Raw genomic sequence first — 12,105 nt, forward strand, 5'->3', positions numbered from 1 at the left:
GATGTCACGCGAAGATGTCGATGGTGATGCGGTTGGCGATCTCTTCCGGATCGGTGGTGGCGTCGATGACGCCGGTCAGCTTCAGGTCCTCGTAGCCGATCCGGACTTCCTTCAGCAGTTCCTTGCCGAACCAGTGTTCATGGTAGGTGAAGGACGACAGGACTTCGGTCAGGTCTTCCAGCGGCAGGCCGGGCTTCAGCGTGTCGAAATACCACTTCGCCACTTCGTCCGCATGCTTGGCGGTGTACTGGTGGATTTCAAGGTTGGCCGCAGCTACCCGCTTGATGGCATCCTTATTGGCTTCGTAATAATCGCCATTGACGCCGAGTACGCAGCAGACGCGATCCTGGAAGGTGCCGGTCTGGGTATCCGCCACCAGTTCGAAGCCATGCTGCTTCTGGTAGGAATAGGCCCAGGGGTCCATATGCGCGACCGCATCCGCCTCGCCCTTCAACACGCCTTCGGCGACGAGATCGAACGGGAAGACCTTCCAGGTGACATCGGTTTCCGGATTGAGGCCGGCCTTGGCGAGCGCCACCGAGAAAGCGACGCGCGACGGCGACATGACGTCGAAGGTGCCGATCGTCTTGCCCTTCAGGTCGGTAAGCGTCTTGATGCCGGAATCCGGCTTGACCAGCACACGCTGGCAGCCGCCATGCGAGCCGGCGAAAAGACGGACGTCAAACCCCTGCTCGATCGGCTTCAGCCAATCGTAGAGCAGGCCCGGACCGGCTTCCGCCTTGCGCGTGGCCAACGCCTGGATCAGCGTCTGGCCGCTGGCGCCCTGGTAGAAAAGCTCGACCTCAAGACCGTGCTTTGCATAAATGCCCTTCGCCAGGCCAAAACCCACCGGTGAATGGCAGGCGGCGACTTCGGTCCATTCGAGCTTGATCGGGATCAGATTTCCGGCGATCGCGTAACGCGTCGAACGGGCGCCGATCACGCCGACGGCGGCAGCCGCAGCGGTGACGCTGGCGGCCTTCATGACGCCGCGGCGGGAAATTCCCCTGGATGGAGTGCTATTGGAATCGTGTGTCATCGGACGTCCCCTCTAGAATTGAGAGGTCCAGCCTAGCGAATGCACATTTTCACGATAGATTTAATAGATTATTTGAGATGCCATCCGGGGAAAATTCTTTCACCCCAAACCGTATGGCAGGGATGCTCACCCTCTGTCAGACCCGAAACGGGCAAGTCGATACCTTCGGACAGGTTAAAAAGGCGCTGAAACGATCGACCCGAAATGCGGTGCAGCCGGCCGGCTTCCGCTGCGCCTGGGCAAGCGATCATTATCCACGCGATGTCAATCGGCATTCGAATAATATTCTACCATCTTGGCTAACATTTAGAACCGGGAGAGTTTCCCGATGGTTGTAGCGGAGATATAATCCATAAAATTGATAGACTAATCCGAGCCGTGGCACTTGAACCCCGGGTCGGGCAATCAGCGAGGCAAAACAATGGTGAAGCAAGTGATCGAATATGCCGGCCTTCCCGTCGGCATTGTCATCCCCGATGACGGCCGCCTGAAGTTCATCGCCGTTAAGTTGCATGTCCACGATCTCGACGGACAGCATTTCGCATCGCCTTCGGATGTGCTGCGCGCCATCCGCGAGATGATGTCTCGCCGTCGGCGAGACCTCGAACTGGTCGCTTGATTGAAGGAGAAACCCATGGCCAAGCTCTGTCATTTTTTCCGGCTGTCGGCGTTGCACGACGACCTGGAAACAAAGCTTCTCGTCCAGGAATACCGGTCGCTGCTGTCGGAAGACCGGATCGACGACAGAAGCGAGGAATTGCGGGAGAGGCTGTTTGCCGTCTCCGATGAACTTTCGTCGCTTGGCCATCGGCATCGCCACCGCTGACGATACCGGATTTCATTGAATTCAGGCTTCCGCGACGTAACAGGGATACTCCGCCTTTTGCCGCCGCGACAGACCGGGATCGATCTCCACGACCACGAGGGGATTTTCGGCGGATGTCTGCGCAAGCTTGCTTCCATCCGGCGCATAAGCCAGTCCGCGACCGCCGAAAGCCGGACTATCGTCCGACTTACCGACACGGTTGGAGCTGAGGATATAACTCCCCGAAACGATCGCCGCCATCGCGGCCGCAGTCTCCCATTTTTCGTGAGAGAGTTCGGTGGCGCGGGGAACGACGATCAGTTCGGCGCCGGAGCGGCCGTAGTGGCGGGCGTGCTCGTTGAACATCAATTCCGTGCAAAGCAGGACGCCGATGCTGACGCCTGCTATTTCGTGGACCGCGAAACCGCTGCCATCTGCGTCGAACCAGGTCGCCTCGTACCAGCCCTCCTCTTCCGGGAAAAACTGCTTGCGGTGGAGGGTCCTGACCTGGTCTCCTTCCATGACGAATGCTTCATTGACCAGCTTGCCGGCGAGCGGGACAGGTCGGGACGAAACGATCGCCGGCACGCCAAGCGCCCGCAGGGCGGCCATGCCTTGCTCATGGACTGCAACGCTTCGGCGCGCAGCATCGTCATCGAACTGGCGGGCGGAAGCTATCCAGTTGCCGAAAGGCATCTCGTTGGTGACGAGGATATCCGGCCGTGCATCCCTGACCTGCCGGCTGAGGATGTCCCATTGCTGCCCGGCCGGCTCAAGCCCCTCCGGCCATTCGACAAAAGCGCATTTGATCATTCTGTTTCCCCTTGCCGCCGAGATTACGACGGATGCCGATGGATCGGATCCACCCAATAGACCTCTTCCGGCTTCTCGACCGGATCGACATCGGTGATGTTGACCACCACGGCTTCGTTATCCGAACGCACCAGCACGCATTCCAGCACGTTGTCCGGATCGGCGTTGATTTCCTGATGCGGCACGTAAGGCGGCACGAAGATGAAATCGCCCGGGCCAGCCTCGGCGACATATTCCAGCTTGTCGCCCCAGCGCATGCGCGCCTTGCCGCGAATGACGAAAATCACGCTTTCCAGCGCGCCGTGATGGTGGACGCCGGTCTTGGCATTCGGTTCGATGGCGACGGTGCCGGCCCATATCTTCTGGGCGCCCACACGGGCGTGATTGATCGCCGCCTGGCGAAACATGCCGGGGGTCTGCGCCGTGTTGGAATCGAGCTGGTCGCCCTTGATGACCCTTATGCCGTTGTGCTTCCAGTGATCGTCATGCCCATGAGGGTGATCGTGATCCGTCATCGTTGCCTCCACCTGTTCTGCCGATGCCTGCATTTGTATCGGTTCCCGGGCCGATAAAACAAATGGAAAGATCCGTCCGGTGATCTTGGATGCCCGCAAAAATTGCGACGAGTCACTTGATTTTTCGGTAGCGAGGTCGAATTTTCCGTCAAAACTCCTGGGAAACGACAAAAACTTCGCCGTTCTTCGATGCTTTTGAAGTTTTGTGCGCTTCAAAGACGTTTGCAAAATGCGATTGTCCTGTCCTCCCCGGCAGACGGGCCGGAAGACAAAAGAATGGAAAAAATACGATGAAATGGACCCACACACTCCTCGCCGCCGCAGCCGTTGCCCAGCTGGTCTTCGCCGGCGCTGCCCAGGCTGGCTCCAACCTCGAAAACATCAAGACGGCCGGCGTGCTGAAGATCGGCACCGAAGGCACCTACGCGCCCTTCACCTATCATGACACCTCCGGCGCCCTCGTCGGCTTCGACGTCGAGATCGGTGAAGCGGTTGCCAAGAAGCTTGGCGTCAAGGCCGAATTCCTGGAAGGCAAGTGGGACGGCCTGATCGCCGGCCTCGACGCCAACCGCTACGACACCGTCATCAACCAGGTCGGCATTACCGAAGAGCGCAAGAAGAAGTACGACTTCTCCGAACCCTATATCGCCTCCAAGGCCGTGCTGATCATCAAGTCCGACGACGACAGCATCAAGGGCTTCGAAGACCTGAAGGGCAAGAAGTCGGCCCAGTCGCTGACCAGCAATTTTGGCAAGCTCGCCACCGCCTCCGGCGCAGAACTCGTCGGCACCGACGGTTTCGACCAGTCGATCCAGCTGGTGCTGACCGGCCGCGCCGATGCAACCATCAACGACAGCCTGTCCTTCCTCGACTTCAAGAAGCAGAAGCCCGATGCGCCGGTGAAGATCGCCGCCGAGCAGGCCGAAGCCGATCATTCCGGCATCATCATCCGCAAGGGCGAACCGGAACTGCTGGAAGCGATCAACAAGGCACTCGTCGACATCAAGGCTGACGGCACCTACGACGCCATCTCGCAGAAGTATTTTGGCGCCGACGTTTCGAAGTAAGCATCGCAGCGGTGGTTTCGCCGCCGGCTTCGCTCATCTATAGTCTGATCCGCTCCGGCCACCGGGGCGGATCATGTCTTTAAAGAGGTCGTTTCTTGCCCGCCTGGCTCCAACTCATGCTGGATTCACTCCAGCCGCTCCTCTGGGCGGGTCTGGTCTTCACCATTCCGCTGACGCTATTGTCCTTCGTGTTCGGTCTGGCGCTTGGACTGGTGACCGCCGTCGTCCGGCTTTTCGGGCCGAAACCGCTGGTGGCGGTCGCCCGCTTCTATGTCTGGGTGATCCGCGGCACGCCGCTGCTCGTCCAGCTATTCGTGATTTTCTACGGGCTGCCGAGCCTCGGCATCCTGCTCGACGCCTTTCCCGCCGCCCTGATCGGCTTCACGCTGAACATCGGCGCTTATACCTCCGAAATCATCCGCGCCGTCATCTCTTCGGTGCCGCGCGGGCAGTGGGAGGCGGCCTATTCGATCGGCATGAGCTGGAGCCAGGCAATGCGGCGCACCATCCTGCCGCAGGCGACCCGCGTTGCCGTGCCGCCGCTCTCCAACACCTTCATCTCGCTGGTGAAGGATACCTCGCTTGCTGCCGCGATCACCGTGCCGGAATTGTTCCAGACGGCGCAGCGCATCGTCGCCACCACCTATGAACCGTTGATCCTCTATATCGAGGCGGCGCTGATCTATCTGGCGATGAGTTCCGTGCTATCGGCCCTGCAGGTCCGGCTTGAAAGGCGATTTGCCCGCTATGGCGGCTTCCTGGAGGCGCGCACATGATCGAGCTATCGCATATCGAGAAACGTTTCGGCGACAATGTCGTGCTCAAGGATGTCAGCGTCACCCTCGCGGAAGGTACGGTGACGGCGCTTGTCGGCCCATCGGGTGGCGGCAAGAGCACGCTGCTGCGCTGCATCAACCTTCTGGAGATACCCACGGCCGGCAAGATCCGGCTCGGGGACGAAACTATCCAGTTTTCCGCGGCCAAGAAGGTCGGCTGGGATTCCATCCAGCGCCTGCGCCGCCAGACCGGCATGGTCTTCCAGAATTTCCAGCTTTTTCCGCACCAGACGGCGATCGAAAACGTCATGGAAGGCCTGGTCACGGTGCTGAAATGGCCGAAGGAGAAGGCGCGTGCCCGCGCTCGCGAACTGCTGCAGAAAGTCGGCATGGAGCACAAGGCCGATGCCTGGCCGGCAACGCTTTCCGGCGGCCAGCAGCAGCGCGTTGCCATCGCCCGCGCCCTTGCCCCTTCGCCGCGCGTGCTGCTCTGCGACGAGCCGACCTCGGCGCTCGATCCGGAACTTGCCGAAGAAGTGGTGGAAGTGCTGAGCCGGCTCGCCCGTGAAGGCACGACAATGGTCATGGCGACGCACGACCTGCGGCTCGCCTCGCGTGTCGCCGATCAGGTGCTGTTCCTCGACGGTGGCCTGATTGTCGAAAGCGGTGCACCCAAGTCGATCTTCCAGGCGCCGGAGCGGGAGCGGACGAAAAAATTCATCTCCTCGCTCAGCGCCGGCCTCAGCTACGACATCTGAGAGCCGGGGCATCGCAGGTGGAATGAGGAGGGTGCCGACTGCCCCCTTCTCCCCCGCGGGGAGAAGGTCGCGGCAGCGGGATGAGGGGGTGCCACAGTCGAAAGTTTTTCCGTCTCTCGCCCCCTCATCCGCCTGCCGGCCCCTTCTCCCCGTGGGGGAGAAGGGGGACGAGGCGACGTGGCATCCTAACCGAAAGCCTTGAGGCCGTCATCGATGGCCGCGCGGCAATCGGCCACCATGCGCTCGATCAGTTCGGCGCAGGTGGGGATGTCTTCGATCAGGCCGATGACCTGGCTTGCCCAGACGAGGCCGCCGTCGACCTTGCCCTCGACCAGCGCCTCGCGACCGCGGGCGCCTGCCACCAGATGGCGGATATCCTCGAATTCGCAGCCGCCTGGACGACGCTCGGTGGCGACCACTTCTTCGGAAACGGCATTCTTCAGCACGCGACCGGTGTTGCGCAGCGTGCGGAAAATCAGCGTCGTATCCGTCTCGCTGGCGCGCAGCAGGGCCTGCTTGATCTCGTCGTGGATCGGCGCCTCCTTCGTCGCGCAGAAGCGCGTGCCCATGTTGACGCCTTCGGCGCCGAGCATCATCGCCGCGGCCATGCCGCGGCCCGAGCCGATCCCGCCCGAGGCAATGAGCGGCACCTTCACCGCCCGCGCGGCAGATGCAAAGAGCACGAGGCCGCCGATGTCATCTTCGCCCGGATGCCCGGCCGCCTCGAAACCGTCGATCGAGATCGCGTCGACCCCGGCGCGCTCGGCCGACAGCGCGTGCCGGACTGCCGTGCACTTGTGGACGATCTTCGCCCCGGCCTCTTTGGCCTTGGCAATGAATTCCTTGGGGCTGCGGCCGGCCGTCTCGATGATACGGACACCCGATTCCAGGGCCGCATCCAAATACTCTTCATAAGGTGGCGGCGCGGTTGATGGCAGGATCGTCAGGTTCACGCCGAACGGTTTGTCGGTCATCTCGCGGCAACGCGCGATTTCGGCCCGCAGTGCTTCCGGGTTGGGCTGGGTCAGCGCGGTCAGAACGCCCAATCCTCCGGCATTGGAAACCGCCGACGCCAGCTCGGCCCGGCCGACCCACTGCATCCCACCCTGTATGATCGGGTAGCGCGTCCCCAAGAGTTCCGTAATACGCGTTTTCATCTGTCCTCCCAAAGTCACCACCCCGCATCACCAAACCTAGGAAAAATGCAGGGCGGCGTCAATAATAATTGGCTGTACGTCCAACTAATTTATTTGGCCAAACAAACCCCGTCAGCCCTCGACGATCAGGGCGTCCACGGCAACCGCGCCGTGTTCGTAGACCATGAGCGGATTGACATCGAACTCCGACAGGCTGTCGAGGGCATTCGCCGCGTAATCGGCAATCGCCATGATTGCGTCGATGACCGGTCCCAGATCGGCGCGGGGCTTGCCGCGGAAACCGTCCAGCAGAGGAAACGTCTTGAGGCTGCGCAGTGCCGCCTCGACATCGCTGCGCGAGACCGGCAGCAGCAGCGGACGCGCATCCTTGAGCAGTTCGACGAAGATCCCGCCGGCGCCGACCACGAGCATCATGCCGAACAGCGGATCGCGCTTGACGCCGACGATCAGCTCGGCGAGCGGTGCTGCCTGCATCGGCTCCATCAGGTATCTTTCGAGCACGACGTCAGGCGCATGCGCCCGGACGCTGACGAGCATGCGGTCGGCAGCAGCCTGGACATCGGCACGGCTGCGCAGGTTGAGCGCGACACCGCCAACCTCCGTCTTGTGCGGCAGGTCGTCGTGCAGCACCTTGAGCACGACCGGCGCCTCGAGGGTTTCGGGAAGGCTGTTGATATCGGCACGGGTCAGGATTTGCCCTCTCGGCACCGTCAGGCCAAAGGCCGCCAGCCGGCGCTTGGATTCGCCTTCGTTGACTGTTCTGGTCGCCCCCTCCAAAACCTTGACCGGGTGAAGCGCCAGGTCGGCGCGCGGCGCGGCCTTCAAGGCATCCTGGCGGATGGTGTTGTGATGCTCGGCCCACAGGGCAATGACCTTCGCCGCATCATGCAGACCCTGCAACGGAATGACGCCCTGCTCGAACATCCACACCCGCACGTCTTCGGGGATGGATTCCGGATTGACCGAGCCCATGAACACCGGCTTGCCGGTCGCCTTGCCCGCCGCGGCGAGTGCACGGATCATCGCGAACAGCGGTTCGCCCGCATCTTCCGCAACCTTCGGCGCCGGATAATCCATGACCATGAGGCCACTGTCGTAACCGTCCTCCAGCATGGTGGTGAACATCGGTGTCAGCAATTGTTCGTTGCCCCAGTAGCCCGCGGTAAAATCGAGGGGATTGGAGACATGGCCGTAATCCGGCAATAGCGGCTTAATCGCGGCAACCTGCGCCTTGCTGGGCTGGGGAAGCGCCAGGCCGGCAAAGGAGCAGTAGTCCGCCGCCAGGCCGTTGTCGCCACCGGAGCTGGAGAAGACGGCAACCCGCTTGCCGGTGACCGGAGGCGCGACGGCCGCGACCTTCAGCATTTCTAGAAACTGCGGAACCGTATCGGTAGAAAGCACTCCCAGGCGCGCAAAAAGCGCATCGTAATACTCGTTCTGGCCGGCCAGCGAACTGGTGTGGCTTGCCGCCATCGCCGCGCCGAGCTCCGACCGCCCCGAACGGCAGACAATCACCGGCATGCCCTTGGCGCGGGCGCGCAGGCAGGCCTGCGAAAACCCGGCAACGTCACGGATGCCTTCCATGAACAGGCCGATGCAGCTGACATTCGGATCGTCGGTGAGGTAATCGATGTAATCCTCGAAACCGAGGATGGCCTGGTTCCCGGCGCTGATGAGATAGCTGAACGGCACCGACCGCTGGTTCGACGTTAGATGTATGCAGACATTGCCGCTCTGGCCGATGACGGCCGCGCCGCGATTGGTCGCCAGTGGCTGATAGACAGAAGGCCACATGCTGCCGTGGTTGACGTAGTTCACCAGGCCATAACAATTCGGGCCGACGACGGCCATTTCGCCAGCAGCCGCGATCAGGCCGCGGTTGCGTTCGGCCCCCGCATCGCCGATTTCGGAAAAGCCGGAGGCGTAGCAGATCACCCCGCCGGCGCCGATACGGTTCAGCTCACCCAGTGCCTCGATCGTCGCATCGGCGTTGACGCCCAGATAGGTGGCATCCGGCGCGACGGGCAGATCCGACAGGGTCCGGTAACATTTATGCCCGGCAATCTGGTCCCGCTTGCCGTTGACGACATAGATTTCGCCGGCAAACTTGTGCCGGACAATGTTGCGCAACGCGGATTCCACCTGTCCGCCGCCCATGAAGGCGATATGGCGTGGGGCAAGCAGGCGGCGGAAATTCTCACGGCGGGCATCCGAAAGCCGCGAAGCAAGAATGGTGTTCGGTTCTGAAGACATAGTGGCTCTGCCTTTGTGAAGGTCACGATGATGCACGGCCCGCAGGGGACGGCCCCGGCAGGTTCAAGGCAGGGCGCGGACGCCCATGCCGGTGTCATGGTTCAGAATGCGAGTTGCGACTGGAGTTCAGCCAAGTCGAACGGGGGTGTCGTCGGATGCTTTGCCGGATCTTCCTTGAAAACCCCGCAGAGCCAGTCCCGCATCAATTCGCGGCACCGTGTATCGTCGTAGGCTTTCTCAAGAACCAGACCGAGCCACAGCCCGTCGATCAGCTGTGTGAAGATCAACATCGTGCTTTCGACGTCGATCGTCAGACCGCGCTCTTCGGCAACGGTGGTGATGCGGCGCGCAATCGACGTGCGGTAGCGCGTGTACAGCGCACTGCGGACCTCGGCAAATTCCGGCTGGATCAGCGATGCGCTCCAGAAGTGGAGCCACACCTCACGGTAGGGCTCGTTCTTCAGGAACGTCACCATCGAAGCAGCCAGAAGCTTGTCGAAATGGCTGTCTCCCCAAGACCGCACGACCTGCCTGTGGAAGTTTTCCAGCAGTTCCGTCAGGTAGCGGAAGGCAAAGAGAATGAGATCATCCTTGTTCTTGAAATAGTGGCTGATTAATCCGCGTGACAGACCGGACTCCTCGCTGATCGTATTGATCGTCGAATTCATGTAGCCGTGCTTGCGGATAGACTCCAGCGTCGCGATGCTCAACTCGCGTCGACGCGTTTCAAGTGTAAGGATTTTCTTTTCAGCCCGCTTCATCCATGTCCCCTTGTTCTCGCACCCCTAGCTTAGCTGCGGTAGGGCCGCAAGATATCCTTGGCGATAATGTCCCGGTGGATTTCCGAGGTTCCCTCCCAGATGCGCTCGATGCGCGCATCGCGCCAGAAGCGCTGGATCGGAAAGTCCTCCATCATGCCCATACCGCCAAAAATCTGCACCGCGTTGTCTGCAACCCGATAGACCATTTCGGAGCAATATAGGTTGACCATCGAGGCCTGTGAACGGTCCATCAGCCCCTGGTCCAGCTTCCAGGCGGCCTCCTTCACCATCAGGTCGCCGAGGCGGATATCGATGGCCATGTCGGCGATCTTGAAGCCGGTGCCCTGGAATTCGCCGATGGTCTTGCCGAAGGCCTTGCGGTTGGCCGCCCAGTCGCAGCTCATTTCATAGATGCGTTCGGCCCGGCCGACGCAATGGGCCGAGAGGTTGACGCGGCCGCCATACAGCCAGTCATTGGCCATGTCGAAACCCTCGCCCTCGTTGCCGAGGATCTTGCTGTCGGGAACGCGGACATTCTCCAGATACACCATGTTCGGATTGTAGCCGCGGGTGCAGATCGATTTCATCGGCTCGATGCGCAGGCCGGGCAGGTCGCAGTCGAGCAGGAAGGCGGTGAACCGCTTTTTCGGGCCTTTCGGCGTTTCGTCGGTGCCGGTGACGGCGATCAGGATGATGAAGTCCGAGTCGTCGGCATGCGAGATGAACTGCTTGACGCCGTTGATCACCCATTCGCCGTTTTCCCGCACTGCCTTTGTGACGATGCCGCGGGCATCCGAGCCGGCACCCGGCTCGGTCAGAGCGAAGGCATCAGTCTTCTCGCCGCGGATTGCCGGCATCAGGTAGTCGTCGATCTGGTCGCCCTGGCATTTGAGCAGGATCTTCGTCGGCCGCTTGATCAGCAGCGACAGCGCAGCCGAAGGCCGGCCCATGATGCGTTCCGCCTGGGCCAGCGTCTGGTGGTCGAGGCCCGGCCCGCCCAGTTCCTCCGGCATGTTCATCGCCGTGAACCCGGCTTCCTTGGCCTTCTGGCGGATATCCTGGGCGATATCTTCGGGAACCTTTCTCAGTTCCTCGACGATGTTTTCGTGCGGGTAAAGTTCCTTTTCGACAAATTCGCGCAGCGAGTCGACGAGGGCTTCCTGCTCAAAAGAAAGACTGAAATCCATGTTGTTCGTTTCTCCTCAAAGCAATTCCGCTGTTCGCCGAAGCGCGGAACCGCTCTATCTCTCTGTTTTTATGCAAATTCCGAACGCAAAGCCGCATTCGGTCCGTGTCCGGCAATCATTCTAGGCGCCGATGAAATTCGGGACGCGGCGCTCGTTTGCCGCGGCCAGTCCCTCGGCGTGATCTTTCGTCGTGCCACAGATGTGGCCGGCGGCGACTTCTTCGATCTGCTGTTCGGCGAGCGAGCGCGTGAACGACGCGTTCATCAGCTTCTTCGCCAGGCCGATCGCGACGGTCGGGCCAGCGGCAAGCTGCTGCGCAAAGGCGAGCGTATGGTTGAAAAGCTCTTCCCGCGGGCTGACATGCGAGACGAGACGGTTTTCCAGCGCCGTCTCAGCCATCCAGAGTTCGCCGGTAAAGGCGAAGCGTTTTGCCGTTTCCAGGCCCATGACGCGCGGCATCAGCCAGGTGCCGCCGCAATCCGGAGAGAAACCGACATTGGTGTAGGAGCAGATGAACTTCGAGCGGTCGGAGGCGTAACGGAAGTCGCAGGCGAGAGCCAGGTCCAGGCCTGCCCCCACCGCCGCGCCATCGATCATGGCGATCGTCGGCTTCATCAGACCGTGGACTTCCTGGATAAGCTTGAGCGATTCCTCGACCCAGTTCATATCCGGCCAAGGATTGTCGCCCTCGCTCTTGTTTGCCCATTCCTTGACATCGGCACCGGCCGAAAATGCACCGCCGCGTCCGGTCAGGATCAGTGCCCGCAGGCCTGTGTCGGCCGCCGCTTCCTTGATCGCCCGACGCAGTTCGATGGTCAGACCCATGCCGAGCGCGTTGCGGGCTTCCGGGCGATTGAGGGCAATGACCCCAACCGCGCCATGGCGTTCCGTCTCTATGAACTTATACATCTGCCCTGTCCTTCCCCGACTGCGGTGGCAGTCGTCTTTTAGATCGAATGATTGTTGGTTTCGGC

13 protein-coding genes are annotated in these 12,105 nt (G+C 61.2%); 5 read left to right on the forward strand and 8 right to left on the reverse strand.

Going from position 1 to position 12,105, the window contains the following annotated elements; all coding sequences use genetic code 11:
* Positions 1 to 4: 4 nt before the first annotated feature.
* Entirely contained in the window at positions 5 to 1,039 is a 1,035-nt protein-coding gene (locus ACSQ3I_RS05625; protein WP_435996852.1) for an ABC transporter substrate-binding protein, read from the reverse strand.
* 421 nt (positions 1,040 to 1,460) lie between these two features.
* Between ACSQ3I_RS05625 and ACSQ3I_RS05630 the strand changes: the two genes are divergently transcribed.
* On the forward strand, positions 1,461 to 1,658 hold the full coding sequence (locus tag ACSQ3I_RS05630; protein ID WP_435996854.1) for a hypothetical protein: 198 nt from the start codon (positions 1,461 to 1,463) through the stop codon (positions 1,656 to 1,658).
* Between the two features lie 15 nt (positions 1,659 to 1,673).
* Positions 1,674 to 1,865 (forward strand): hypothetical protein, encoded by a 192-nt coding sequence (locus tag ACSQ3I_RS05635; RefSeq protein WP_435996856.1) that lies wholly within the window; start codon positions 1,674 to 1,676, stop codon positions 1,863 to 1,865.
* A gap of 21 nt (positions 1,866 to 1,886) precedes the next feature.
* Here ACSQ3I_RS05635 and ACSQ3I_RS05640 read toward each other — a convergent pair whose 3' ends face one another.
* Entirely contained in the window at positions 1,887 to 2,657 is a 771-nt protein-coding gene (locus tag ACSQ3I_RS05640; protein WP_435996858.1) for a carbon-nitrogen hydrolase family protein, read from the reverse strand.
* A 23-nt stretch (positions 2,658 to 2,680) separates the two neighbouring features.
* Complete coding sequence (locus tag ACSQ3I_RS05645) at positions 2,681 to 3,172, reverse strand: cupin domain-containing protein (protein ID WP_435997553.1); 492 nt, start codon at positions 3,170 to 3,172, stop codon at positions 2,681 to 2,683.
* Between the two features lie 290 nt (positions 3,173 to 3,462).
* Here ACSQ3I_RS05645 and ACSQ3I_RS05650 point away from each other — a divergent pair, with 290 nt between their 5' ends.
* The 3 genes from ACSQ3I_RS05650 (at position 3,463) to ACSQ3I_RS05660 (ending at position 5,773) form a co-directional block, all read left to right on the forward strand.
* Positions 3,463 to 4,239 carry an amino acid ABC transporter substrate-binding protein gene (locus ACSQ3I_RS05650; RefSeq protein ID WP_435996860.1) on the forward strand — a complete coding sequence of 259 codons (777 nt, stop codon included), beginning with the start codon at positions 3,463 to 3,465 and terminating at the stop codon, positions 4,237 to 4,239.
* 95 nt (positions 4,240 to 4,334) lie between these two features.
* Positions 4,335 to 5,015 carry an amino acid ABC transporter permease gene (locus ACSQ3I_RS05655; protein ID WP_435996862.1) on the forward strand — a complete coding sequence of 227 codons (681 nt, stop codon included), beginning with the start codon at positions 4,335 to 4,337 and terminating at the stop codon, positions 5,013 to 5,015.
* Complete coding sequence (locus tag ACSQ3I_RS05660) at positions 5,012 to 5,773, forward strand: amino acid ABC transporter ATP-binding protein (RefSeq protein WP_435996864.1); 762 nt, start codon at positions 5,012 to 5,014, stop codon at positions 5,771 to 5,773. Before ACSQ3I_RS05655 ends, ACSQ3I_RS05660 begins: the two co-directional genes overlap by 4 nt.
* A 185-nt stretch (positions 5,774 to 5,958) precedes the next feature.
* Here the strand turns inward: ACSQ3I_RS05660 and ACSQ3I_RS05665 are convergent, their stop codons facing one another.
* The 5 genes from ACSQ3I_RS05665 to ACSQ3I_RS05685 form a co-directional block, all read right to left on the reverse strand.
* Complete coding sequence (locus ACSQ3I_RS05665) at positions 5,959 to 6,930, reverse strand: NAD(P)H-dependent flavin oxidoreductase (protein ID WP_435996866.1); 972 nt, start codon at positions 6,928 to 6,930, stop codon at positions 5,959 to 5,961.
* Positions 6,931 to 7,041: 111 nt separating this feature from the next.
* Positions 7,042 to 9,183: an acetate--CoA ligase family protein gene (locus ACSQ3I_RS05670; protein ID WP_435996868.1), complete on the reverse strand. Its 2,142-nt coding sequence runs from the start codon at positions 9,181 to 9,183 to the stop codon at positions 7,042 to 7,044.
* Between the two features lie 101 nt (positions 9,184 to 9,284).
* Entirely contained in the window at positions 9,285 to 9,944 is a 660-nt protein-coding gene (locus ACSQ3I_RS05675; protein WP_435996869.1) for a TetR family transcriptional regulator C-terminal domain-containing protein, read from the reverse strand.
* A 29-nt stretch (positions 9,945 to 9,973) separates the two neighbouring features.
* Positions 9,974 to 11,131, reverse strand: a complete 1,158-nt coding sequence (locus ACSQ3I_RS05680) for an acyl-CoA dehydrogenase family protein (RefSeq protein ID WP_435996871.1) — start codon at positions 11,129 to 11,131, stop codon at positions 9,974 to 9,976.
* 120 nt (positions 11,132 to 11,251) lie between these two features.
* The gene (locus tag ACSQ3I_RS05685) at positions 11,252 to 12,040 is read right to left on the reverse strand and encodes an enoyl-CoA hydratase/isomerase family protein (RefSeq protein WP_435996872.1); all 789 of its coding nucleotides are present in this window, start codon (positions 12,038 to 12,040) and stop codon (positions 11,252 to 11,254) included.
* Positions 12,041 to 12,105: the final 65 nt, after the last annotated feature.

The organism is Rhizobium sp. LjRoot30 (genome assembly GCF_964253915.1).
In the GTDB taxonomy this organism is placed as follows: Bacteria; Pseudomonadota; Alphaproteobacteria; order Rhizobiales; family Rhizobiaceae; genus Metarhizobium.